Annotated in this window: 23 protein-coding genes; 14 read left to right on the forward strand and 9 right to left on the reverse strand. The window is 56.6% G+C overall.

What is annotated here, in order from left to right; genetic code table 11:
• Nucleotides 1–4: 4 nt before the first annotated feature.
• Genes ATO67_RS19455 through ATO67_RS19465 form a run of 3 tightly spaced genes read right to left on the reverse strand, consistent with a single transcriptional unit; the run spans nt 5 to nt 3,136 of the window.
• Nucleotides 5–1,078: a Gfo/Idh/MocA family protein gene (locus ATO67_RS19455; protein ID WP_067653043.1), complete on the reverse strand. Its 1,074-nt coding sequence runs from the start codon at nt 1,076–1,078 to the stop codon at nt 5–7.
• On the reverse strand, nt 1,075–2,091 hold the full coding sequence (locus ATO67_RS19460) for a Gfo/Idh/MocA family protein (protein ID WP_067653045.1): 1,017 nt from the start codon (nt 2,089–2,091) through the stop codon (nt 1,075–1,077). The genes ATO67_RS19455 and ATO67_RS19460 overlap by 4 nt, the downstream gene beginning before the upstream one ends.
• Nucleotides 2,084–3,136, reverse strand: a complete 1,053-nt coding sequence (locus ATO67_RS19465) for a Gfo/Idh/MocA family protein (RefSeq protein WP_067653047.1) — start codon at nt 3,134–3,136, stop codon at nt 2,084–2,086. The genes ATO67_RS19460 and ATO67_RS19465 overlap by 8 nt, the downstream gene beginning before the upstream one ends.
• 105 nt (nt 3,137–3,241) lie before the next feature.
• On the opposite strand from ATO67_RS19465, the gene ATO67_RS19470 reads away from it, so the two are divergent.
• Nucleotides 3,242–3,955, forward strand: coding sequence for a GntR family transcriptional regulator (locus ATO67_RS19470; RefSeq protein ID WP_067653049.1), 714 nt, complete (start codon nt 3,242–3,244; stop codon nt 3,953–3,955).
• 236 nt (nt 3,956–4,191) lie between these two features.
• Here ATO67_RS19470 and ATO67_RS19475 read toward each other — a convergent pair whose 3' ends face one another.
• Nucleotides 4,192–4,779: a DUF1349 domain-containing protein gene (locus ATO67_RS19475; protein WP_067653051.1), complete on the reverse strand. Its 588-nt coding sequence runs from the start codon at nt 4,777–4,779 to the stop codon at nt 4,192–4,194.
• 320 nt (nt 4,780–5,099) lie between these two features.
• Here ATO67_RS19475 and ATO67_RS19480 point away from each other — a divergent pair, with 320 nt between their 5' ends.
• Nucleotides 5,100–5,363, forward strand: a complete 264-nt coding sequence (locus ATO67_RS19480) for a hypothetical protein (protein WP_067653053.1) — start codon at nt 5,100–5,102, stop codon at nt 5,361–5,363.
• A gap of 378 nt (nt 5,364–5,741) precedes the next feature.
• Here ATO67_RS19480 and ATO67_RS19485 read toward each other — a convergent pair whose 3' ends face one another.
• Nucleotides 5,742–6,623, reverse strand: a complete 882-nt coding sequence (locus ATO67_RS19485; protein WP_067653056.1) for a beta-1,6-N-acetylglucosaminyltransferase — start codon at nt 6,621–6,623, stop codon at nt 5,742–5,744.
• A 586-nt stretch (nt 6,624–7,209) separates the two neighbouring features.
• Here ATO67_RS19485 and rpsU point away from each other — a divergent pair.
• Together rpsU and ATO67_RS19500 are read left to right on the forward strand one after the other, a co-directional pair.
• Nucleotides 7,210–7,449 carry a 30S ribosomal protein S21 gene (rpsU, locus tag ATO67_RS19490; protein ID WP_067653058.1) on the forward strand — a complete coding sequence of 80 codons (240 nt, stop codon included), beginning with the start codon at nt 7,210–7,212 and terminating at the stop codon, nt 7,447–7,449.
• A 357-nt stretch (nt 7,450–7,806) separates the two neighbouring features.
• The gene (locus ATO67_RS19500) at nt 7,807–8,898 is read left to right on the forward strand and encodes a hypothetical protein (protein WP_067653061.1); all 1,092 of its coding nucleotides are present in this window, start codon (nt 7,807–7,809) and stop codon (nt 8,896–8,898) included.
• A gap of 340 nt (nt 8,899–9,238) precedes the next feature.
• Here ATO67_RS19500 and ATO67_RS19505 read toward each other — a convergent pair whose 3' ends face one another.
• Genes ATO67_RS19505 through ATO67_RS19515 form a run of 3 tightly spaced genes read right to left on the reverse strand, consistent with a single transcriptional unit; the run spans nt 9,239 to nt 12,767 of the window.
• Nucleotides 9,239–10,495: an amidohydrolase family protein gene (locus ATO67_RS19505; RefSeq protein ID WP_067653063.1), complete on the reverse strand. Its 1,257-nt coding sequence runs from the start codon at nt 10,493–10,495 to the stop codon at nt 9,239–9,241.
• 8 nt (nt 10,496–10,503) lie between these two features.
• A complete protein-coding gene (locus tag ATO67_RS19510; protein WP_245304034.1) occupies nt 10,504–12,069 on the reverse strand; it encodes a gamma-glutamyltransferase family protein in 1,566 nt (521 codons plus the stop codon).
• Nucleotides 12,070–12,077: 8 nt separating this feature from the next.
• Nucleotides 12,078–12,767 (reverse strand): GntR family transcriptional regulator, encoded by a 690-nt coding sequence (locus ATO67_RS19515; RefSeq protein ID WP_067653139.1) that lies wholly within the window; start codon nt 12,765–12,767, stop codon nt 12,078–12,080.
• A gap of 235 nt (nt 12,768–13,002) precedes the next feature.
• Here ATO67_RS19515 and ATO67_RS19520 point away from each other — a divergent pair, with 235 nt between their 5' ends.
• From ATO67_RS19520 to ATO67_RS19565, 10 genes are all read left to right on the forward strand, one after another.
• A complete protein-coding gene (locus ATO67_RS19520) occupies nt 13,003–14,559 on the forward strand; it encodes an ABC transporter substrate-binding protein (RefSeq protein WP_067653065.1) in 1,557 nt (518 codons plus the stop codon).
• Between the two features lie 70 nt (nt 14,560–14,629).
• Nucleotides 14,630–15,595: an ABC transporter permease gene (locus ATO67_RS19525; protein WP_067653066.1), complete on the forward strand. Its 966-nt coding sequence runs from the start codon at nt 14,630–14,632 to the stop codon at nt 15,593–15,595.
• Between the two features lie 13 nt (nt 15,596–15,608).
• Nucleotides 15,609–16,562 (forward strand): ABC transporter permease, encoded by a 954-nt coding sequence (locus ATO67_RS19530; RefSeq protein WP_067653069.1) that lies wholly within the window; start codon nt 15,609–15,611, stop codon nt 16,560–16,562.
• Between the two features lie 8 nt (nt 16,563–16,570).
• Entirely contained in the window at nt 16,571–17,764 is a 1,194-nt protein-coding gene (locus ATO67_RS19535; RefSeq protein WP_067653072.1) for an amidohydrolase family protein, read from the forward strand.
• Nucleotides 17,761–19,257, forward strand: coding sequence for an amidohydrolase family protein (locus tag ATO67_RS19540; protein ID WP_067653074.1), 1,497 nt, complete (start codon nt 17,761–17,763; stop codon nt 19,255–19,257). Before ATO67_RS19535 ends, ATO67_RS19540 begins: the two co-directional genes overlap by 4 nt.
• Complete coding sequence (locus tag ATO67_RS19545) at nt 19,254–20,240, forward strand: ABC transporter ATP-binding protein (RefSeq protein ID WP_067653076.1); 987 nt, start codon at nt 19,254–19,256, stop codon at nt 20,238–20,240. The genes ATO67_RS19540 and ATO67_RS19545 overlap by 4 nt, the downstream gene beginning before the upstream one ends.
• A complete protein-coding gene (locus ATO67_RS19550; protein ID WP_067653078.1) occupies nt 20,237–21,202 on the forward strand; it encodes an ABC transporter ATP-binding protein in 966 nt (321 codons plus the stop codon). Before ATO67_RS19545 ends, ATO67_RS19550 begins: the two co-directional genes overlap by 4 nt.
• A 56-nt stretch (nt 21,203–21,258) precedes the next feature.
• A complete protein-coding gene (locus ATO67_RS19555) occupies nt 21,259–22,452 on the forward strand; it encodes an amidohydrolase family protein (RefSeq protein ID WP_067653080.1) in 1,194 nt (397 codons plus the stop codon).
• Nucleotides 22,453–22,785: 333 nt separating this feature from the next.
• On the forward strand, nt 22,786–23,247 hold the full coding sequence (locus ATO67_RS19560; protein WP_067653082.1) for a DUF3597 domain-containing protein: 462 nt from the start codon (nt 22,786–22,788) through the stop codon (nt 23,245–23,247).
• A gap of 616 nt (nt 23,248–23,863) precedes the next feature.
• A complete protein-coding gene (locus ATO67_RS19565) occupies nt 23,864–24,610 on the forward strand; it encodes a FadR/GntR family transcriptional regulator (RefSeq protein WP_067653084.1) in 747 nt (248 codons plus the stop codon).
• Here ATO67_RS19565 and ATO67_RS19570 read toward each other — a convergent pair.
• Nucleotides 24,607–25,395, reverse strand: a complete 789-nt coding sequence (locus tag ATO67_RS19570; RefSeq protein WP_067653086.1) for a DUF7402 domain-containing protein — start codon at nt 25,393–25,395, stop codon at nt 24,607–24,609. The genes ATO67_RS19565 and ATO67_RS19570 overlap by 4 nt on opposite strands.
• Nucleotides 25,396–25,404: the final 9 nt, after the last annotated feature.

The following is a 25,404-nucleotide window of genomic DNA, read 5'->3' on the forward strand; positions in this document are numbered from 1 at the left end:
ATGATTATGCCGTAGCGGACGCGCGCGGAGCCCAACCCTTGAATCGCTCATTTTCAGCGGTCAGCGGCAGGCGAACGACCGTGCCTTCCTGGACCGATGTGTAGATGGCGGTCACGAGTTCGATGGACTGTAAGCCGTCCGTAATCGTCACTTCCTTGCCCTCGCGACCCTCCATCGCATTGGCAATCGCCTCGACGAAACCGGTAAAGCCGTTTTCGCCATCTTCCACCGTTGCGAGAACGGCGTCGATCTGATCCTGCGTGGTCGGTGCCCGCGCTGTGAAGTGCCATTTATCTTCCGCCGGACGATAAGGCAGCGTTCCGCTTTCGGCGGTGAAGCCTTCGAAGCAGAACCGGAGACGGGACGTGTCGTCGGCTGCGCCAAGCGTGACAGAGGAAGTGGCGAGTGCACCACTTTTCATGCGGAAGCTGATGGCCGCGCAGTCTTCGGTTTCGATCTTGTTAACTCGTGTATCGGCCATGGCGAAGACCTGCTCCACAGGACCCAGGACATGGCAGAGAAGGTCGTGCGCATGAATGGCGTGACCGAGGATCGCGCCGCCGCACTCACCCTTCCATGTGCCGCGCCATGGAATATCGTAGTAGCTCGCGCCACGGTTCCAGTGCACTTCCGAACTGGCGACGAAGGCCTGTCCGGCCAGCCCGGCATCAATAAGTGCCCGCAGCTGCCGCAAAGCGTGGCCAAAACGATACTGGAAAACGGGGAAAACCTGTCTTCCAGTTTTCTTGACGGATTCCAGCAGTGCACTTGCCTCCTCAAGCGAGCGCACCAGCGGTTTTTCGCAGACAACGTCCTTGCCAGCCGCGTGCGCCTTCAGCGCCACAGGGAAATGCAGATGCGGCGGCAGGCAGATATCGATCAGTGAAATGCTGTCGTCGGCCAAAACTTCGTCGAGGTCGGCCGTTAGGTGAATGGACGACGCTTCTCCTGCAACCGAACGGGCACGTTCCAGATCCAGATCGCAGATGGCCTTGACGGTGAACCGTTCCGGCAGCGCCAGATAACCGCTCAGATGCTGTGCGCCGATGCCGGCGCCGATAATCGCGACGCCTATCATGCTGCCGATCCTTCGGCCTTGGCCTGCGCCTGAAGAGAGAGGTCGCACACCTTGAAGACGTGTTCCTGCGTCATGGCCGTTTCCGTCCGGTTGCGGATATCATCGCACACAAGGGCGAAGTAAGGCAGGCCAGCGTCGGATGCATCGATATATTCGCAGCGGTCGCCGTTCACGAGAATCAGGCGGTCGGTGCCTTCAGTATTGCCGACATCGACATATTTGCGCAGCTCGATGTACCCTTCTGTTCCGAGGATCGTCAAACGGCCATCGCCCCAGGTTGGAAGCGCATCCGGTGTATACCAGTCAACACGGATGTAGCCATGGCCGCGATCGCCACGCAACAGCACTTCGCCGAAATCCTGAAGACCCGGATCGCCCGGATTGGCATAGTTGGCAACCGTGGCTGATACGATTTCAACCTCGGCCGAACCCGTGAAGAACATGAACTGGTCGATCTGGTGGCTGGCAATATCGGTTAGAATGCCGCCGTAAGCCTCACGTTCGAAAAACCATGTCGGGCGAATCTGCCGGTTCAGGCGGTGCGGCCCGACGCCGACCGTCTGAATGACGCGGCCGATGGCGCCCTGTGCGACCAGCTCTGCGGCTTTCGTGACGCTCGGGACTTCGAAGCGCTCTGAAAAATCGACAGTCCAGATTCTCTGGGTCTTGGCAACAGTCTGGCGCAGGCGCTCAAGCTGGTCGAACGTGGTGCAGCCCGGCTTGTCGGACATGACGTCCTTGCCCGCTTCCATGGCGGCGATGGCAAGATCGGCACGCTTGGACGGAATGTCGGCAATGATCACGAGATCTATGCTCTGGTCAGCCAGCAAATCGTCTTTGGAAGCGGCGCGTGGCACATCTGGGAAGCGCTTTACGAAGCCTTCCACGACGTCCGGCTCGCCTTCCGTCCACCAGCCCGCAAATTGTGCGCCGGCATCGAGCATGTTCTGCGCCATGCCGAAAATGTGCCGATGCTCTATGCCGAGAGCCACAAACTTGATTGGTTTACTCATCCTGCAGTTCCACTTCTTTGCCGGTTTTGGCCGAGTTTATGATCGCATCGATCAGTCTGTGAGACAAAAGGGCTGCCTCACCGGTGACGACCGGCGTGCGACCTGAGGAGATGGCGTCCACGAAATCCTCAAAGACGCCCTGATGCCATTCATGCGTAAACGCCATGGGATCCGCACCGCCGCCGGTACCGGATGCGGCACCCCCGAACGTGTCCTGACTGCCATCGCGCCAGTCGACATGCAACAGGCCGGATGCGAGCCGCAGGCTGGCATTATCGAAATGCAGGATAATAGATTCGGGCGCACCGGGAAAACTCGCCGTACTGGCGACCAGCGAACCGACCGCGCCATTTTTAAAACGCAGCCCGGCGGAAACGTAGTCTTCGGTTTCCATTGTGTGGAACCGCGTGGTCGCTGCCATTGCCTGGACGCGATCAACGCCGCCCGTAAGGCTGAGTGCAAGGTCTATTGTATGGATGGCTTGCGATATCAGGACACCGCCGCCATCACGTGCCAGCGTTCCGCGCCCAGGCTCGTCATAATAGGCCTGGGTGCGCCACCACGGCACGGAAATCTCGCAGACGCTGAGCGCACCGAGCGCGCCACTATCGACAAGTTCACGCGCTTTCAGCGATGCAGCCCGCATACGATGCTGGAAGATGATGCCCAGTACAATGCCGGCATCACGACACATCTCGACCAGGTCAACCGCTTCGCGCGTATTGCGCGCGACGGGCTTTTCCAGAAGAATATGTTTACCCGCTCTTGCAAGCGGACCCACAATCTCCGCACGGACGTTCGGCGGCGTGGCGATGATAGCGAAATCGATATCGCTGTCAGCCGCTGCTTCATCTACGCTTGAATATACGAGCACATCTTGGCCGGTATGCCTGGAAGCTTCGGCGGCCAACGCGTTTACGCGGCTGGAACGACCGCCGACGATACCTTTCAAACGTATTTTTTCCGGGCTTGCCGCGCAGGCGAGCACATGTGTCTTGGCGACCATTCCGGCACCCACAATAACGCAGGTTTTGATTTTTTGCATTGGGGATCCTCCTTCCCAGACATGCTGCATTGCATACCGGTATGCCGGTTGTCAACAATCCAGTGTTCCGGTATACCGGTTTTAACCAAAGGCCTTGGAGAGCATATGCCAAAGATCCCGACTAGAGGCGGCACGGTACCGACGATGGAAAGACTGGACTTCAACCGCCCGGTTGTGGACCAGATTTATTCTGCGCTGAAATCTGCCATCCTTTCGCGAGAGTTTTTCCCGGGCCAGGCGGTTTCGGAAAACGAAATCGGGCAATCCTTCAACTCCAGCCGCACTCCTGTGCGCGAAGCGCTCAGCCGCCTGCGCGACGACGGCCTTATCGTTACCCTGCCGAGCCGCGGCACCTATGTCTCGAAATTGTCGGAAAAACACATCCGCAGCGCCCAGTTCATTCGAGAGGCGCTGGAAATTGCGGCGGTTCGCAAACTTTGCCAGACGGGCATTTCAGTCGATTCCAAACAGGAAATCGAACACGCGTTAAGCGGCCAGCGGGTTGCGATGCAGCGCGGTGACAGGAAGTTGTTTCGCGTGCATGACGACCAGTTCCACAGTGCGCTTGCTGCTGCAACCGGCCTCGAAAGGCTGGAAACACTGCTCATCCGTGAAAAGGCCGGCCTGGACCGGCTTCGCGCGCTTGCCATCACCGACGAAGCACATATGAGCGGCTTGCTGACGGAGCACGAGGCCGTTTACGGCGGCCTCACGGCGGGAGACGAAGAGGGCGCAGTGGAAGAACTGCGCAAGCACCTGAGGCGCGTGCTGGGCGTTCTCTCGCAAGTCTTCGACGCCCATCAGGAATATTTCGAATAAGGCCAACCGGCGTGCAATCCAGTTTTCCAAGTAGAGAACAACGACGGCCAACAAATGCGCACTGCTGGCCTCCAGCCCTGCCATCGCCAGCAGTAGTGCTTTACACACAGTTTAGAGCTTCGGGCCGTGCTGGAAAGTGATCTTATTCTTGCCTGCGGCATAGAATACCCATCCTCAAGCCAGACAGCGACGAAGCCCGCACGCTCATCGTCCGACCGATGACAACGGGGTGGGAGTTAATTTGACAGATCGTGAAGGTCAGTAGTGATCGCCTCGTCAACTGCGAACTCCGAAAACCGAACCGCCAGCCCGCCGCGCTCCGGTGTGCACGCAGTCAAGCCGACCAGATAACGAGAAGCCTCTGGAAACGGAGCAAGACGCAGCAGCGGCCACATCCTGCCATCGGACGATGCCTGAATACGCATCGCGCCTTCCTTCAATGTAACCCGAATATAGAAATCCTCGAGGTCTTTGAAAGGCTGGGACACTGACCAGTCCGATTTCCCATCGGTGATGACCGTACTGAGGAAGCGTTCTCCATCGGTAAACTCTACACCCGTCTTAACCCATCGATTTTCGTCAATGCGCACCATAAGACCGGCTTGATCATAGAGAGACCCGAACTCCCCCTGAACGCGGACACGCGCTGTGAATCCATCGTCAACGGGAGTACCGAGGAAATGCCCACTATCGCGTGTAAATCCGTAATGCGTCTTACGCCAGAAATCGGTGTTCGCATCCGTCGTCAGAGTTAGGCCAGTTTTGGTGGCCTCCCACACTGCCGGTTCGTTTAGCCAACTGGCCTCTTTGAGATTAACGTCCACGAGCTATCCTCCGAAATCGCCATCGCCCCACGAACGAGGTCGCTGTTACTGAGACCGATACCCGGCATTATTATCTGCGTAAAGAAAATCGTCTCCGTGTTCGGTAACGTTTGACCAGACACACCGCTCTCAGGCGGGCAGTTTCATCTACTTGCGCAGGCACCTGTCAAACGCACTTGCGGGCACGAAACGGCGCAAAAAATGCAGTCGGCGGCGAGCGGTTTCGTGTTCATCTCAGTAGCTTCCATTTGCATGACGAGGCGGTTAAAGGTGTGAGTTCAGTGTGAGAGTTTATTGCGAACGAAAGCGGGTGAGATCGTATGGCCATTCTGAACAGACCACGAAGCTCAGAGCCCTATCCTGACAGGGATATCGGTTGCCAGGAGGCTTTGGAGCAAGCATTTCTTCTTATTGCTCAAGGTTTAAAACCAGAAGACATCACGGCTGCGGCTGGTGGTACTTTGGTGCCTCAGTTGATGGCGCTAGCTAGGCAGGCAGAAAGCGTGGGCTGGACCCTGGAGGAGGCGGAAGTCGCAATCAGTGATTTGTCACAGAACCTCTTGGACGATATGGCGCAGATGTAGTGCCAGTGCCTCCAGCAATGTCGAAAGGGTTTGCACCTCTGGCTCGACACAGACTGTCCTTGATTTAAACTTTTTTGCCGAAATTATGTGCTATGGAAATTTCATCATCGTCCAGTTGTCGGTGGCGCTGGAGGCATGAGATGGCATCGACACCGACTAATTTAAAAAAAACGCAGAAAAGTGCCTCCTACGAGCCCACGGCTTTTGCAAAAAGGCATGGCATCCGTCTCGAAGATGCCCAGAGAATCCTGGCACTGCACAAAGGTGATCATGACTCCTCGAACAGAGCAGCTCATAATCTAAACGGTCTAAACTGAGTCAGTGTTCACGGTGTTCAACCGAACCATCGGGCCAAATGACGTGTAAAAATCCTTCAACTTAGGCGGCGGCCGCGGGAACGAACTCAGGTCCGTCGGGCGTGACGCATGTCTGCTTTGCCAGATGCTCTTCCAGTATCGACAGAATATCGCCGTCGACGTCCTGCTCGAATTTCCGCGCAAACAGGTTGTGGCTTGCCTTCAGAGCAGCCGCGTCCTCGCGCAGATACGTCCTTGGCCGCAATTTGATGTCGCCATCCGGCACCCAGTCAATCATGCGTAGATCGTCATTGACGATTTCGCCATGCACAGAAGTGTTCATCATAACGGTCTGGAAGAACCCCTCATCCGCAATGAAGGTGTTGCGGTAGAATGCCTTGTAACGGTCGGCCCTGATATCATGGCAGACGAAATTGCAAAATGCCCGGCTGACGATCATCCATTGGTTGCCGATATAAGGTGTGGCCCCATCGAGAAATGGCCGCATCGTCAGGGTCTGCTCGATCTGGCCACCTCGTTCGATGACGAACTCACCAATGCGACGCATTGTGTCCGGCCGAACTTTTTCCTGATCCAGGACTTTGATGTATTCTCGCTTCGGATACGCGAGCAGATGGTCCATGATCTGCGCTTGCGTTTTCAACGGAAAATCCTGGCCGCTCAGATTGATGAAGTGGCTCCAGTTGCCATCCATCGCCAGCAGGTGTTCCATGCCGCGAAGTTCGGCATCCACGAGACTGTAGCCGCCCCACAATGCCGCGTGACCCTCCATCACTTCCGCATTCGAATAGGAGTTCAGAAAGTCGCGAATATCCGCATCCAGCGTTTCACCAGAATTTTTGTCGACATGCACCACATAGCTGTTGCGCGGATCATAGATTGCCTTGAAAAGGCGTTTGAATTGTTTGGGAAAGCGGTGAACAAGGATCAGATATCCGATCATTGGTTGACACCTGATGTCAACGTGCGCAGCAACTGTGAAAGGCCCTGCGATGCGCTGGACGTCGTATGATGTGAGACGTTAGGAATAGGTATCATAATTGGATCCTTTCAGGATCGGGTGCCCGCGATTCACCGAACGATGCATCGCGCCTACCGTCTGGCGACGAAACTATGCGTAGTAATTGGTTGCATGGACGAGCGTCGCGGATGACGCCGACCGGCAAAAGCCATGTCGCGTTGCATCAGCCAGTGAAGTAGATGGAACACCCGATATAGCACCCAACCAGTTTTCAACCGCATGAATTTATGCCATCTGAGCATCCGTACAGGAATATATCCGAACAGAAGTGGGAGCACTTTCAATACGAGAGGTTTGGTCTTTAGCGGAACTTGTCTACACCGGTCGGTATTTGATATGTGCACCCATCGGTCCCGTGAGGCAAAGTTTCCGCAAAAAGTGCAACAGCAGATCGACGTGCAAGGCCAAGCACTCTATGAAGACGGCTCAGACAAATGGTGGGACGTGTTTTCTCGCAGCGAGCGCCGACCAGCATCGCGATTACGATTAACGAAATAAGGAGTATAAATTGAAGGTAGATGTCCGCGATAACAATGTTGAGCAGGCTCTGCGCGTGCTCAAAAAGAGGATGCAGCGCGAGGGGGTTTTCCGCGAAATGCGGCTGCGCGAGCATTTTGAAAAGCCGTCAGTCAAACGAGCCAGAGAAAAAGCAGAAGGCGTACGGCGCGTAAGGAAAATGGCTCGCAAGAAATTGGAGCGCGAAAGCGGGATTGCCGCCCCTAAGAAAACAATCAGACCTGCGCGTTAAGTCTCCTGTGAGATCGCGGTGCCTTTCCTGCCAGCCGTCGTGAAAAACGGTCTGGCAGCATCCAACGTATTGCGGTCAGTGCTGGCCGATCGAGCAAAAAGGCCGGCAACCAAGGTCGCTGATAGCGCAGCCGCAATTGATCGTAGGGTGGACGCGGACGTCACCGCCGTCAACGGCCAGAAAGAAACCCCGATAGGACGAGATGGAACGCCGCACAAACTTTGTGCGGTGGCCGCCTTCTTGGCACGAAGTTAGCTCAGGCTCCTCGATGAAGGGCTCAGCCGTGCGAAGCTTTGATCCGATTATCCTGATCCAACCCGCAATTACTGTTGATAATTGAATGGAAAGACTACGAAATTGACGCCGACGCTTCATCTGCCCAATCGTCCGTTTTCGCTGGCACGCGACGTGATTTCGATCCCTCGCGCTTATTTCTGGTCTCCTCCCATTATCCTCGCACTCGCTGCCTTTCTCCTTTTCTGGGAAGGACCGGGCGTCTACCGCGACTTCCGCATCAGCCAAAACCCGCTGGTCTTGGAAGACGGTAACATCCAGGATGGTCGATGCACGACGCGAAAGGCGATTCTCACCGACTGCAAGGCCCGGCTTGTCTATAACGTCAACGGCCAGACCTACGATACAAAGGTCGAAGTCATGTTCGTCGATTTTCATGTGGGAGACTATGAGACGGCACTGGTCATCTCGGCAGACCATCCCGAACTGGCGACGATAAGCCTTGGCCTCGACAAGCTCTGGAACCGGATCATAACGCTCACACTCTTCTCTCTTGCATTGGGCGGTCTGGGCATCGGCACGATTTTTCTGGCCTTGCGCATTTTAAGGGTTAAGAGCCAGCTGCGCCGACCCGCTTTGCTCAAGGTCGTGCCGGTGGAAATCAGTGCCTTCGACCGCAAACATAATATCCTTTCCGTTACCTATAACGACAAGGTCTCCACAGATAAAACAGGCCGGTCAGCTTACACGCGTATGAAACAGGGTGCCGAGCCCCTGATAGTCGGTGAAGCCAATGGCAAACTTCTTGCCTTGGCTGTCCGGCACGGCAACACGGGGTTGCCCGTGCTTCTTGACGATCGCCTCCAGCGTGTTGCATTGACCGACGACGAGCGGAACGCAGCACTCGCGCCCTTCGCAAATCACGCCAGCATTGACGATACGCCAGTTATCGGTGTGCCGAAAAAGACGATGTCGGCTTGGAAAGGCCTGCAAATTTTCTTCGGAACATTGCTTTTGCTTATAGTTGGCATGTTCGGCTTTTGGCTTTGGTATGTGACGACCTCACCAACCCAGTTTCAATCTCCTGGAATGGACATCAACGATATGATGCCTGCTCCACTGAACCGCTGGGGCTGCGATCAGTTGAAAAAACGCTTTGGCGAAGACCGTGCGCCATTTGGATGCGCCGCAGCAGACCACATGAGCTGGAAATAGTGCCTCAGATTCCGCTGATCGCAACGCAAGAACCGCTAAACGTTTGAGTTTCGGCGGAATTTACGCCGTCACGCCATTTCGTCCCTTGCCGTTCGGGGAGATGACTTAGAAACGAGAAAGCGGGTCAACATGTGCGGTAATCAACACTATTTCACCCTAAGAGGGATGGAGTTCGTGGCTGGACAGCGAGGCTGCTGTTTCATAGCAAAACGTTAGTGGACAACGGACATTTGCCGGGCCAACGCCATGGAAACTTCTCCCGCTTGAACGGGCATCACTTACCAGGTGCGCTCCGAAGTATTGACACGAGTATCAAACCAAACGTCAAGTGGCGCGACGTTCAGCCAGTACCGGGCATCGTGCAATCTGCAACTGCTTCGAAAATTTGCGGCCTTGATCGGACAAATGTTTTCCGCCCCGCTTTCCAGCCTGCCAGAGTCGGCGCCCCGGATCTTACGGCGCTGCGATGGTCCGGGGCGTCGAGGATGACGATGTCAGCCGCCGCGCCCACAGCCAGTCCGTAATCTGCCCTCATAATTCTCGCGGCATGCCCGCCGACCATATGAAAAACCGAGTCTATATCTTCATCGCGGGAAAGCTGCATGACGTTGGCATACAGATTGGCCATGCGTCCGAGCGACGCATCTCCGAACGGGGTGAAGGGATTCATGACGTTGTTGGTCGCGATTGCAGCCTGCACTCCCTCTTTCAGCAAGAGATGTGCGGGCGTAACTCCGCGCGGAATGTTGAACTGCTGATCCCGTCCCATCAGAAACATGTCCGTCGCGGGCAGAACCGTCAGAGCGATTCCGGCAGCGGCGATTTTACGCGCGATAATCGAACGTGCTGCGGGATCAATCGCCGAGAGGTTGGTTACGTGGCCAACCGTCACTCGTCCGCCATAGCCATTCGCATGGGTTGCGTCGATAACGGCCGGTAAATCGGTTCTTGCAGGATCAAGGCTGAAATCCAGATGAAAATCCACGTCGACATTGTGCCTCCTGGCCAGCACAAATATCCGGCTGATATGCTCTACCGGTCGCGGATCGGTGTAGGGACAGCCACCGATCAAATCGGCACCACTTCGCAGAGCCTCGTCCAGCATCTCTTCCGTTTCGGATTCCTGCGTCAGCCCTTCCTGCGCAAAGGCACAAATCTGAATATCTATTGCAAATTTGAACCGTGCACGAACACGCTTGATCGCTTCGAACGACCGCATGCCTGCCCTTGGATCGATCTCGACAAAGGTGCGCATGCGCGTTGTGCCGTGAACGATGGCTTGCCGAACAACGGCAGACGCACGCTCAAAAACATCATCCTCGGAAAATCCAGCCTTGGCTTTTGCCGTTTCGCGCACGGCTTCTTCCAACGTACCGGCACAGATCGTGCAACGCTCCAGAATGCAGGCTTTGTCGAGATGGACATGGCTATCGACAAAGCCGGAAAAAGCACAGTTGCCGTCAATATCCTCTTCAGTCACGGCATCACAGCGGATGTTTGCGGCAATCGCAATGATGCGCCCATCCCTGACTGCAATATCCACCGGCCTTGGCTGATCTGCCAATTGCGCGTTTCTGAGAATGAGATCAGCGGTCATATCAGGCCTCAAATACCTACGGCGCAGCCATCGCTGCGGGGATCATGCGCGCCATCGATCCAGCCGTCAGTGTTGAGCCGGATCACTCCCGCCTGACCGGCCAGCGCGCTCAGTGCGGGAATAGCAATGGTTTCGTGGCCCATGACATGCAAGGCCTCCATAACCCCGTCGCCAACTGAATTCTCTATCTTGAGATTGTCGCGGGTGTCGGAAAAGGTTCGTCCGAGGAGAAACCGTGGTGCGGAAAGCGCGGACAACGGATCGAAGCCGTGGTCTATGAGGCGGCTCAACAGCAGGGTGAGTGTCTGCGGCTGCCCATCTGCGCCTTGGGTACCGTAGAGAAGATGCGGTTTGCCGTCTCGCAAGCCGATACCAGGGTTGAGCGTGTAAAATGGCCTTTTTCCTGGTGCCAGAACATTCGGGCTTGCTGGATCTGTACTGAAGGCAGCTCCGCGATTTTGCCAGAGAATGCCCGTATCGCCCAGCAAGACACCGCTTCCCCAGTCATAATAGGTACTCTGTAAAACGCTGGCGCACCTGCCTTCGTTATCGACTGCGGCGAGGTACACCGTGTCGCCGGTTCGGTGAGTGTCAGGCCAAGGAAGAGCCATATGTCGGTCGATTGCGGCTGCCTTGCGCGATAGAACGGTCTCGTTCAGCCAATAATAGCAAGCCTGCGCTACAAAATCCGGATCGGCAATTGTGCCTCGATCAAGAAAGGCCTGCTTCACCGCCTCTACGCAGAGATGATAGAACTGTGCGGATGACGGGTCCACGTTCGCCATGTCGAAATTCGACAGGACGCCCATAATCCCAAGCGTCGTCACGCCTTGGGAGGGCGGCGGTGGCGCTAGAAGTTCGACGCCGCGATAGACCATGGAGATAGGATCGACCATTCGCGCAGCGGTCTTTTGCATGTCGCCAATGCGGATCGGACTGCGCGCAGCTTCGAGGCCATTTGCAATGCGCTGGGCAAGCTCACCCTCATAAAATTCGCGGTGACCATATTGAGCGATCCGCTCCAGAACGGCGGCCAGTTGCGGTTGGCGCTGAATACCTTGGGTGACAAAGTGTGCCTCGAAACCCGGCCAGCCTGGAATTTCGCTTGCGCGAAATGCATGCCAGTGCTTTTGCGACTGGCTGACCGGAAAACCCTGTGCGGCCAGCTCAATCGCGTCTGCAAGCAGCGTGGCCAGGCTCTCCTTTCCCTGCCAGTTCTCGGACGAGTATCGCAACGCCTCGCCCCAACTATCGACAAGTGCCGCTGTTGTCAGCGCCGATAGCGGGCCGCGTTGCGGGATGGCATCAAGCGGGGGTAAATGTTCGGCCGCCTGACCGATCCCCATGATCGTCTGGCGACGACCGGAGCCATCTGCCAAGACCCAGATTGCATCTCCACCCAGGCCGCAAAAATGCGGATAGAGGACGGTAAGTGCTGCGCCGGCGGCAATCACGGCCTCGATCGCCGTGCCTCCACGCCGCAAGACCTTCGCACCGGCTTCACTCGCCGTGTGATGCGGCGTCGTGACCATGCCCTTAGTCGAGCGGGCCGCTGCGTTTTCCGACTGACGCATAAGTGCTCCTAATCGGATATCGAAATATAGCGACTGAGAATCTCGGTGATATCAGGCCCATCATCCTTCTCGTCCACCTTGGCCCGATCTTCGACGGCATGCAGGTGATGATCCATGATGCGCATAGCGGTTTCAGCATCGAGGTTTTTCAATGCCTCGATCAGCTGGACATGCTCATCGATACCGCATTCGGCAGAATGCGGACGTCCGAAACGGGCGAGAATGAGCGATGAGCGCGAGACGATCTGGCTGATGAAATCAATGAGCAGTTTGGAGCCGGTCAGTTCGGCAAGAAGAATGTGGAATTCGCCTGCAAGCCGGATCGACCTTGGGGACGATGCCTGTAGAGCGCGCTCTTCCTCGCGCACATGACTGATCAAAGCGTCGATACCGTCTCTCGGCATCCGTTTGCACAGGCGGCCTATGACCTCCCGCTCAAGGCAGCGCCTGAGTGCAAAAACTTCCTCCGCCTCTTCCAGAGTCGGCATGGCAACGGCCGCACCGCGATTGGGCTTGATCTCCACCAAGCCATCGGATGCAAGACGCAACAAGGCGTTCCGCGCGCTCGTTCGACTGACACCAAACGTGTCGCCGATGGAGTCCTCCGGCAACTTCGTTCCAGGCTTCAACGCCTGCTCAAGGATGGCGCGGCGAAGAGAAGCATAAATCGCGTCACTTCTGCTGAGATTTGTCGACATAACCTGCCCGTTATCTGATGCAATTTTGATCATATTTCGCACAATTATTGTACAAAATCTATCCCTTTAAATTGCATGCAATTTATTATTGCGTTTGTATCCATACTGAATTAGCCTGAGCTACAGTTTGCAAAAAAGAGCCGAAAAGCCAGTTGCGACAGCGGGTTTCAACAGCACTCACTCCAATTAGCGACCAGGTGTCGAAAAATTGAATGCAATCCGAGGGGATCTATAAATGCAAATTTCCAAAGTTTTAATGGCAGGTGCAGCACTGCTGACACTCGCTATGCCAGCATCTGCGACAACGTTAAAATGGGGCGCTTCCCGCGACATCAGTTCGCTTGACCCATACTCCTATGGCGACAGTTTTGCGCTCGGTGTGCTCAATCACGCCTATGAAGGCTTGATGCGGTATGACCGAAACTTGAAGCTAGAGCCCGCACTTGCGGTTTCGTATGAAATCATCTCGCCCACCACCTGGCGTTTCAAACTGCGCGAAGGTGTGACATTCCACAATGGAGCCGAGTTCACAGCAGACGATGTACAGGCATCGCTTCTGCGTGCGACCAACCCGAAGTCACCGCTGCGTGGCAACATTCCTGCCTATAAGGGCTCACGCGTCATCGATGCCCACACCATTGAAATTGATGTCTCTGCCAATTATCCGCTGCTGCTGAACGACCTGACGACGATTTATATTTTCGATGCGGGTTGGCTGAAGGACAACAATGCCGAGGCGCCGACCGATGTTGGCTCCGGCACCGAGGGCTACGCCACCTACAATGAAAACGGCACCGGCCCCTTCAAGGTGGAAAGCCGCCAGCCGGATGCGAAAACCGTTTTCGTGAAATATGACGGGTGGTGGGACAAGCCCCAGCACAATATAGACCGCATCGAGCTTACGCCGATCGCCTCCAGTGCAACCCGCGTGGCCGCACTTTTGTCCGGCGATATCGATTTTACCGATCAGGCACCGGTGCAGGATTTGCCGCGACTTGAAGCGGCCGCCGGGCAGGTCAAGCTTCTTGAAGGGACCGATCTTCGCACAGTGATGATTGGCTTTAGCCAGCGTGACCAGTTGCTGTCGGGAGCGCCCAACCCGATGAAGGATTTGCGCGTCCGTCAGGCGATGCAACTCGCCATTGATCTCGATCTGATCCAGAAACGCGTCATGCGTGGCAAGTCCCGCAATGCTGGCGCCCTCGTCGCACCGCAGATACCCGGATATGATGCGGCACTCGACCAGCCGGTCAAAGCCGATCCCGAGAAGGCAAAGGCACTTCTCAAGGAAGCTGGCGCTGAAGGTTTCGAATTCGAGTTCAACTGCGCAGACACTTTGGTGAACGAAGAGCAGATGTGCCAGGCCGTCGCGTCCATGTGGTCCCGCGTTGGCCTCAAGCCGAAGCTGGATCAAGGCCCCCGCGCAGTACAGACACCAAAACGTTCCGCGGGCAAGGTCGATGTCTACACCCTCGGCTGGGCCACTCTGCCCATGCTGGATGCCTATAGCCTGACATCGCAGGTTCTCCACACCAAGGAAGGTTCTTTTGGAATTTTCAACTGGGGCGGCTGGTCGGACAAGGAATTCGACAAGGTAACGGAAGCATCGGCGGTTGAACTGGACACCACCAAGCGCCTCGCCTTGGAAGCACAGTCGCTGAAGATCGCCAAGGAGCATGCGCTCATGATCCCGCTCCACCAGCAACCGCTGGCTTGGGCGACAAGTGCAAAGATTGCCGACTTCCCCCTGTTTTCCGACAACCTTCCCCGTTTGTGGCTGGTGAAGATGTAATCCGGCCCCCCGCCAACATCCTTGGCGGGGGACCGTTCCTTCATGTCGGCCATATCAAGGACACTTCACCATGCTCGCTTTCCTCATCAAGCGGATCGGCAATGCCGTTCTTGTGATGCTGACGGTCGCTTTCTTTGCCTTCCTTATCTTCCGTTTTCTGGGAGATCCCGTCGAGATGATGGTCAACGAAAGCGCGACCCAGGTTGATCGCGACGAATTGCGCGGACGCCTCGGTCTGAACGATGGCTTCCTCGTCCAATATGTTCGCTTTGTCGCCAATGCGGCGCAGGGCGAGTTTGGGTTGTCCTGGCGCAATCAGCAGTCCGTGCTGGGCCTTATTGCCGAGCGATTTCCGGCCACCTTCGAACTGGTCATCATCGCCACCATCCTGTCGCTCGCCATCGGTATACCGCTGGGTGTTTTCACGGCCATCGGTCGGGGGAAGTGGTGGGCGGAAAGCCTTCAGTTCAGCTCGATCATCGGCGTGTCTTTGCCGAGTTTCCTCGTGGGTATCCTGCTGATCCTGATATTTTCCGTTACGCTCGGCTGGTTACCCGGTTATGGGCGAGGCGACGTGGTGCGCATCGGCTGGTGGTCTACCGGGCTGCTGACGCCTTCTGGCCGTGCCGCCGTCATCCTGCCATCGCTCTCGCTGTCGCTTTTCCAGATAACCCTTGTCATGCGGCTGGTGCGAGCAGAAATGCTGGAGACGCTGCGCGCGGATTTCATCAAATTTGCCCGTGCACGCGGCGTAAGAAGGCGCGCCTTGTGGTTTCGCCACGCACTCAAGAACTGTCTGATGCCGGTCGTTACCTTGACAGCCATGCAGGTGGGCAACCTGATTGCCTTTGCACTTGTCACCGAAACGGTTTTCCAGTGGCCGGGCATGGGAATGCTGTTCATGCAGGCTGTTACCTTCGTGGATATCCCCGTCATGGCGGCTTACCTGTGCATCGTATCCTTCATCTTTGTAACGCTGAACACCTTCGTCGATATCGCCTATGCGGTCATCGACCCGCGTCTGCGCGCCGCGTGACAGGAGCATCACCATGACCGCCATCGAACCGACGCACAAAACTCCCAAACCAACCCCATCGCGATTGGCACGGTTGCTGCAATCCGATCTGGGATGGAGCTTTACCCATCATCCATCCGCGATCATTGCTGCAATCATGCTTTTGATGCTGATCGCGTCGGCCTTTCTCGCTCCGCTGTTTACGGTGCAGAACCCCTATGATCTTGCCTCTCTCGATCTGCTGAACGCCGAAATACCACCGATCTGGATGGCCGAGGGACAGTGGCCCTACATCCTCGGCACCGACGTTCAGGGGCGCGACCTGCTGTCGGCCATCCTCTATGGATCGCGCGCCTCCATCATCATCGGTGCTGCCTCCGTGGCCGTATCGCTCGTCATTGGCTCTACGCTTGGATTGATTGCCGGCTACCACGGAAAATGGGCCGATAGCCTGCTGATGCGCGCTGGCGATGTGCTTCTGTCCATGCCGACGATGCTGATCGCCATTCTCGTCTCCGCACTCGCCCGGCAGCTCCTGCCGCCTTACTTACGCGAAGCAGGCGCATCAGGCGTCATCGTTTTTGCGATTTCGCTGTCAGCATGGGTGCAATATGCGCGGACCGTGCGGGCGCAGACCATGGTCGAGCGCAACAAGGAGTATGTGCAGGCGGCCCGGCTGATACGCGTGCCGACATGGCGCATCATGCTGAAACACATCCTTCCCAACACCACCACACCTCTTCTGGTGACAGCCACGCTGAACTTCGGCCTTGGAATCCTGATCGAAGCGACGCTGTCTTTCCTGGGCGTTGGTATGCCGCCGGAGCAGCCATCACTGGGAACGCTGATCCGTATCGGCAATCAATATCTGTTTTCAGGTCTGTGGTGGATCGTCCTTTTCCCCGGCCTCCAGCTCTGTCTGCTCGTTGTCTCCATCAACGTGCTCGGTGACTGGCTGCGCGACGCCCTTAACCCCAAATTACGCTGAGGCATCTGATGACTGATCTTTTGATTACCAATGCAAGACCCATGGGTGGCGCAAAAACCGACATCCTGATCAAGAATGGACGAATTGCCGAGATGGGTGAAAATCTCACCGCAGACGGCATGGCAGTCGAGGATGCGGGTGGCCGTATTGCCATTCCCGGTCTGGTCGATGCCCACACCCATCTCGACAAGTCACTGTTGGGCTATCCATGGTACGTCAACACGGTTGGCCCCCGCCTGATCGACAAGATCGACAATGAGCGGGCAGTGAAGCGTGAATACGGTCTCGACGCCCATGTTCAATCCATGCGGCAGTCGTTGCAGTCTGTAGGTTACGGCACGACGTTGATCCGCACCCATGTCGACATCGACACCGACCAGGGCTTGATCGCACTGGAAGGGGTCATGGAAACGCGGCGTCAGCTTGCGGGCGTCGTCGAAATTGAAATTGTCGCGTTCCCACAATCAGGACTGATGCGTAGGCCCGGCACCGCCGAACTGCTGGACAAGGCCATGCAAATGGGCGCCGATCTGGTTGGCGGGCTCGATCCTTGCGGCATGGATCGCGATCCGAAAGGACATCTCGATACGATCTTCGCCATTGCCGAAAAACACGGAAAGGGCATCGATATCCATCTCCACGAAGGCGGAGAGCTTGGGGCCTTCTCGATGGAGATGATCTTCGAGCGCATCCGTGCCATGGGCATGCAGGGCAAGGTCGCGGTCAGTCACGCATTCTGCCTGGGCCTTCCTGACTGGAATGTCTCGCAAGCACTGATCGACACCTGTGCTGAGCTGGATATTCCCATTTTCACCACAGCGCCGCCATCCCGCGAAGTCCCGTCGCTGAAACGGCTGCATGCTGCGGGTGTTCGCTTCGGGGCCGGTGTCGATGGCTTCCGCGACACATGGGGACCCTATGGCAATGGCGACATGTTGGAACGGGCGATGCTGTTGGGCATGAAAAACAATCTGCGCCGCGATGATGAGCTTGCAATGGCTCTCGACGTCTGCACCACCGGTGGCGCGTTGGCGATGGACCGTTCCGCCCATGCGCTTGAGGTGGGCGGTCGTGGTGACGTCGTGCTTGTCGAAGGTGAAAGCGTCGGCGAAGCCATCGTCACGCATCAACCGCGCAAACTCGTCGTCACGGCGGGCAACATTGTTGCACGCGACGGTGCCAGCCTGAGAGCAAGACCATGACGACTGCTGACTGGCCCATGCTACCTCTCGGCAAACGCCCGCCCGGTCGCTGGGCGCTGGCCGCCCGTTACGTGATTGCCGATCTGCCGGAAGGTAGACGCCTGATCAGCGGCGGCGAAGTGGTCATCGAGAATGACCGCATCATCTGGGTCGGGTCCCGCTTCGAAGGCGAGTTGGCCGCACGTTACGACATGGGTGAAGCCCTCATCGGTCCGGGCTTTGTCGATCTCGATGCCCTGTCCGATCTCGACACGACCGTGCTTGCCATGGACAACCAACCGGGGTGGAAAAAGGGTAGGGTCTGGCCTTCGGATTATGCCGCACGGGCTTATGAGATGTACTCACCAGAGGAGCTGGCTTTCCAGAAGCGTTACGCCTTTGCGCAATTGCTGCTCAACGGCATTACGTCGGCGTTGCCCATCGCGTCGCTTTTCTACCGCGCATGGGGCGAAACGGTCGCCGAATTTGATGCAGCCGCCGCTGCCGCAGAAGAACTCGGCATTCGTGTCTGGCTTGGTCCTGCCTATCGCACAGGCGGTGTCATCCTTGACGAAGCGGGCGTTATGCAGCCGGTCTTTGACGAGGCGCGCGGACTTCAAGAGCTTTCCGACGCAGCGGCTTTTGCTAAAAGGGTTCACGGCACCGGAAATGGTCTGATATCAGGCATGTTCGCCCCGGACCGTGTCGAGACCTGCACGAAGGAACTGCTGCGCCAGACATTTGCCCATGCCAATGATCTGGATATGCCCGTGCGTCTGCATATGGCGCAGGGCGAAATGGAGTTGCAAACTGTCCAACGCCTGCATGGTGCCACAGCGCCGCAATGGCTGGACGGTCTCGGCGTCCTCTCTCCCCGACTGATCGCACCGCATGCGACAGTGGCGACGGACGACGATCTGCAACGTTATGCGGCAAATGGCGTCACCGTCGCCCACTGTCCGCTCGTGTCTGCGCGGCACGGCTCCTCGCTCAAATCCTTTTCCCGACTGAAAGCAAAGGGCATTCGCATCGGCATGGGGACAGATACGGCACCGCCCGACATGGTGTTGAACATGGCCGTTGGCATGATGGCAAACAGGATTGCGGAGGGGCGTGCTGACGCCGGATCGGCCGCCGAGTTCTATGACGCCGCTACCCTTGTCGGTGCCGATGCCGTGAAGCGCTCTGATCTCGGACGCCTTGCTCCCGGCGCAAAGGCCGATATCGCAGTATTCGACATGGCGGACCGGATGATCGCGCCGCGCATCGATCCCATCCAGACACTTGTCTACGGCGCAACCGGTCGCGTCACCCGCGCAACTATCGTCGATGGGCGGGTTTCCATGCGTGACGGACGTGTGGCCGGGATCGATCTCGTCGCCGCACGAAACCAGGCGCAGCAACAATTTGACGGTCTCATCGCGCGCTATCCTGAGCGCACCTACGGCCATCCACCGGTGGAGGAGATTTTCCTGTCAAGTTATCCCTCCCATCAGAGCGAGGTGTCGTCATGAACAGTACTGGTCCCTCCCCGGCTCTCGAGGTCAAAGGTCTTTCTGTCGAATTTCCAACCCGCAGTGGCGTTCTGACTGCGTTGTCCGATGTGTCCCTGACGATTGCCCGGGGCGAGATCCTCGGTGTGGTGGGGGAGTCAGGTGCGGGAAAATCGATGACCGGCATGGCCGTTCTCGGTCTTCTCGAACCGCCCGGTCGCGTCGCGTCCGGCGAAATCCACATTGGTGGAAAACGGACGGATAATCTAAGCGATGACGAGATGGAAAACGTGCGGGGCCGCATGGTGGGCGCCATATTTCAGGACCCGCTGACCTCGCTCAACCCCCTGTTTTCCGTCGGTCAGCAACTCATCGAAACCGTCCGGCTGCATTCGGACAGAAACAGGGCGCAGGCGCGTCTTCACGGCATTCACCTGCTGCAACAGGTGGGCATTCCCGGCGCAGATGAGCGTATTGACCATTATCCGCACCAGTTTTCCGGCGGCATGCGGCAACGCGTGGTGATCGCCCTGGCCCCTGCGGGAAATCCGCAATTGATCATCGCAGATGAACCAACGACGGCGCTCGATGTTTCCATACAGGCGCAGATTACCAGCCTGCTGCGCAAGCTGTGCCGGGAGCAAGGTGCTGGTGTCATGCTGGTCACACACGACATGGGTGTGATTGCCGAGACAGCAGACCGCGTCGCCGTGATGTATGCAGGCCGTATCATCGAGATCGGCACCGTGGAAGATGTCATCGCCCGTCCGAAACATCCTTATACGCAGGGCCTGATGGGTTCGATTCCATCGCTTGGCGCGCGCGTCGAACGCTTGACGCAAATCGATGGTGCCATGCCACGGCTCAATGCCATTCCTACCGGCTGCGCCTTCAATCCGCGCTGTCGCTCGGTCGGACCACGCTGTCTCAAAATCCGCCCGGCACTGATACCCGAAGCACGGGGTGCCGTTGCCTGCCTGCTTCATGACGGAGGTGTTGCATGAGAAGTTCCCAGAACGCCCTTGAGGTCGATCAGTTAACGCGGGTCTTCGATGTTTCGACACCTTGGCTGAACAGGATGATCGAGCGCAAGCCGAAACGTTATCTGCATGCCGTGCAGGATGTCACCTTCATTGTCCAGAAAGGCAAGTGCCTGGCACTGGTCGGCGAGTCCGGATGCGGAAAATCGACGGTAGCGCGGTTGGTAACGGGGCTATACGAGCCAACCGAAGGTGCCATTGTCTTCGCACCGGCAAGCGACGGGAAGCCCATGGAAGCGCAGATGATCTTCCAGGACCCGCATGCAAGCCTCAACCCGCGTTGGCGTGTGGGTGACATCATCGCAGAACCCATCCGTGAGTTCGGCCTTCGCGACAGTCCCGCAGCCGAGAGCGAACGTGTGGCTGACCTTCTAAAGATCGTCGGTCTCTCGCCGGATGACAGCCGACGTTATCCGCATGAGTTTTCCGGTGGTCAGAGGCAGCGCATTTCCATTGCCCGGGCACTGGCCAGCGAGCCGGAATTCCTTGTCTGCGATGAACCCACATCGGCCCTCGATGTCTCCGTTCAAGCACAAATCCTTAATCTAATGCGCAAGCTTCAGGACGAGCTTGGGCTCACCTACTTGTTTATCAGCCATAACCTGGCCGTCGTGCGTCACATGGCAGACCGGATTGCGGTGATGTATCTCGGGCGGATTGTGGAAGAGGCTGATACGGAAGCCCTTTTCGCCAATCCGCAGCATCCCTACACAAAGCTGCTACTTCAGACGATACCGGATGTGGCTTCTCCCAACCGCGACCGCGCACTGATGGGAGGCGAACCGCCCAGCCCGCTCGACCCACCAAAAGGCTGCGCCTTCCACCCGCGCTGTCCTCTTGCGGCGGATATTTGTAGCCGGGATGCCCCGAAATCACGCGAGCGCCAAGGCGGTGGTGTTGTCGCCTGCCACATGGCCCCGCTTTAGGCACCATCATTTCGACGTCGAACACGTTATAAATTGCATGAGGAGTTTTAATAAGTATGACAAAGACTGTCTTCACCAATGCCAAACTGGCGGACGGCCTGCTGAGTGATATCAGTGTCGAGAGCGGACAGATCACATCGATCGAAGCTGCCGGGTCAGATACGGCCTCCGCTTCAGTTATCGACATTGGCGGAGATATGTTTGTGCCGGGATTTGTCGAAGGACATATCCATCTGGATACGAGCTTCTACGGCGATACATGGATGCCGCACCGCCCCTGCACCAACGGCTTTGACGTGCATGAGCGGGTCGCATTTCAGGCGGAAAATATGGCCATCTCTGCACCGATGGACAAACGCGCGCGCGACCAGCTCGATCTCTGCATCGGCAACGGAACGCTGCATATGCGCAGCCACGTCATGGTGGACGGCTCCGTCGGCCTGAAATCGTTGGAGACCATTCTGGCGGTCCGCGAGGATTACAGGGATATCATCGATATCCAGCTCGTCGCTTTTCCCCAGAGCGGCATTTTGAAAAGTCCAGGGACGCCGGAACTCCTCGACGAAGCGATCAAACTTGGCGCAGACCTCGTCGGCGGCCTTGACCCCGCCAGCTTCGACCGTGATGTGAACGGCCATCTCGATGTCGTTTTCGGCGTTGCGGAGAAACATGGCGTGGACATCGATATCCATCTTCATGATGCCGGAAGCATGGGTGCTTTCACCATCGAGGAAATTTGCGCACGAACAGTCGCGCTCGGCATGCAGGGCCATGTCGCGATCAGCCACGCCTATGGGCTTGGCGACCTGCCCCCGGACGCAGCCCGCAAGATTGCCGCGACCATCGCCAAAAGCGGTGTATCGATCATGACAAACGCTCCCGGCAACCACACTTTCCCACCCGTCGCTCTACTGCGCCGAGAAGGCGTCACCGTCTTCAGCGGTAGCGACAACATCCGCGATTCCTGGTGGCCCTATGGCGATGGCGACATGCTTCACCGCGCCGAAATCATCGGCTACCGTTCCGGCTTCTACACCGACGAGGAGCTGCAAGCTGCATTCGACATCGTCACGAGCGAAAGCGCGAAGGCTCTTCGGCTAAACAATTACGGTATTCAGGTTGGCTCAAAAGCTGACTTCGTTACATTTGCCGCCGCCTGTATCCCCGAAGCAGTCGTCGCGTTTCCGAAAAATCGCAAGGTATTCAAAGACGGGAAAATGGTGGCGAATGAGAGTAGAATTATTCGCTGAGTGACAAGATTCCGAAGCGATTGCAACCCAACACTGCTATTGATAGGCCTGATGACGTTTAGTTGCGGGCATGAGATGGTTCGCTGCTGCTAATTACAGCAAAGACGGCAAAATGAATTCTTCTCGAGCGTCTTGACGGAGATGTTTCGATTTCTGATTTTACCGAAGCCTGCAACCTGTCGCGCCGCCACGGGTGGGATTGAAGATGGGGACGGTGATGATCTGGATGCAGCTTAGTTCTGTAATTGCGAGGGTTGTTTTGCAAACAATGCGGAACGTTACAAGGTCCGACCCGTTCACCATTGCATATCTATATCAAAGGGAGAGAACATTGTGAGCATCTTCGGCAAAATTAGAGACGCTATATTTGGAAGTTCAGCCCACGCTGAACAGGCATCGCCATCTGCATCAGCACCAGCGCCTTCCTCTACCCCTGAGACAGCGGTATCGACCGCCCCTCCTGTAGGTGGAACTGGCCAGGCAGTCCCGACAACGTCGGGAGCTTCTGCACCAGTACCATCTTCGTCTGCATCGCAGAAAGTTGACGTCGCGTCCCAGCTTGACGCTGCCGTGAAGAGCAGCGGCCAAAAGCTTGATTGGAAGCATTCCATCGTCGACCTGATGAAAGCTCTCGGAATGGACGCAACGCTTGCAGAACGCAAAGAGCTTGCACACGAGTTGGGATACACAGGTCAAGCCGATGGTTCGGCAGCGATGAACACATGGTTGCACAAGGCGTTGCTCAAGAAGTTGTCTGAGAATGGCGGCAAGGTTCCTGCTGAACTGCTGGACTAATTACTTAGTGGCTCAATCAACAGGAGGCTGGGGCGCAGTTTCGCCCCAGCCTCCTTGCAGCGTGGATTATCGTTATCGCTCATGAGCAGGGCCATCTCCTCGCGGTACCATCTCACAGCCATCGGGCTTCCCGACACGTACGAGCGGTGCTGGTTGAGTGGATTTTGGTTAGGGGGATGACCCGTTGATACGTCTATCTGTTGACTGGCGCATGAACTTCGACACTTTTTCATTTCGGAGTGATCCACTTACACTCCTATAACGTGCTTTCGGCCACCATCTTAAATGTAACTAGGTGGTGTGGCGCGAGATGAAATGGTGGCTCAAATCCAGCCGAAACTGTACATGTTCGGATTTTTCTCGATATACCTCTGGTATTTTCTCCGTTTGTTCGATCGCGATAATGCCACGGGGACTTCTGGATAAAAAAGAAACCACAAGACCAGTGTGTGAGACCTTTTCCGTCCACGCAACACCTCTCAAAGCGATTACAACCAGATATTGACAGAAAATTCTCCGTGCGAAGCATCAGGCAAAAGAATTAGTATGATCATTGCGCATGACTGAAATTCATCATACAGATTTGTAAGGCTACGCTTAGCTGAAATTTCGATTTATGGTGACCGACATGCCAGAAAAGCAAAAACGCAGCAAATCATCCGGGTCGCTTGTTACCAAAGTCAGCGTGAGCCTGAGACAGGCTATCGCGTCCGGCCAATACGGACCCGGAGACCGCTTGCCGAGCGAGATACAAATGACGGAAACTCATGGCGTCAGCCGCACCGTCGTTCGCGAGGCAGTCACGGCTTTGCGTTGTGACGGCTTGGTGGAAGTACGTCAGGGTGCAGGCATATTCGTTCTCAAAACGGCAAAAGACGGCTCGGCGGGAAAAATCGACAAAGCGAGATTATCTTCGGATCTCGAAGTGCTGGAAATTCGAACCCCGCTTGAGATCGAGGCAGCAGGCCTTGCCGCACTTCGCAGGTCCCCGTCACAGGAAGAGGCTATTTTCGAGTGCCACGCGAAAGTGCTGGACTGTCTCGAGAATAATCAGTCGATCCGTGAGGCAGACTTAGCGCTGCATTTTGCAATTGCGGCGGCCACCAACAATCCGCTGTTCACGCAGTTTTTGGAACTGCACGGACCAGCGGCTATTCCGCAGTCCCGTTTCGTTTCAAAGCAGCAGGAGGTCGACCAGACAGCCTATCGACGCCTGATCCACAGGGAGCATGAGACGATTATCGTTGCGATTTCAGACCGCGACGAGCAGGCAGCGAAGCTTGCCATGCAGGAGCATCTGCGCGGCAGCCAGCTTCGCTACCGCGATATGATGCGCGATCTGCGCGGTATCGCTGCAAACTAGCACACATCCACACCCCAAACCTCGAACTGCGTGAGCGCTGGAAACGGCGATGGATCATCAGCCTTTTTAAGATCATGCAAGCGGACCCATTCGACAGTGCGCGCAGGCATGGGAAAAACTTGGGCGGCACCGGATTTGATCAGGGGAATGGTCAGTATATACCCATCTGAAAAGGTCAAGCTGGCCTCGTTCCACCAGGCGTCGTGGGGGAAGTCTGCCCTTAGATACAGCGTGACCTGATCAATCAGCACTGGACGTCCGAATGCCAGATTGAGCGTTGCCGCAGGGTCTTGGTTGATGCCCCAACTGGTATAGGGCCAGAAACCGTGATCCGTATTGGCCTTTTCCCCATCAATGGCGTTGCGGGCAGCAAAGACCGCCTCGCCACGTGTTTCTACATTGGCGCTGGCGTGGGGAAAGAGCATTCTGTTGTCATGATGGTCGAAGGGATTGAAGGCCAGGTTTCGGCGTATAGAAGCCTCCTGCGCGTGAACACGACAGGCTGATATGCGGTGAAGATTTCCAAGGAAGGCCTGCGGCGGGTAGGTCTTGCGCGTCAGCCCGAAGGGGATAGGAAGGGAGAAATCCGTGCCAGCCATGAAGACACGTGCTGGTGGCATGCCGGCGTCGAGGCTGAGGTCGATATGGCCGGATTCTGCCGCTTCGACCATGATCCTGTCCCCTTGCGCATACTCACTGCGATAGACCAGAAAGACCTCGTCGTCAGCACTGGCGTGCGACAGGACCGTGCCTGATGCGTCGACGACTTTGAGTGTGAGCCTCATCGGCATTCT

This window comes from Agrobacterium bohemicum (genome assembly GCF_001562555.1).
GTDB lineage: Bacteria > Pseudomonadota > Alphaproteobacteria > Rhizobiales > Rhizobiaceae > Agrobacterium > Agrobacterium bohemicum.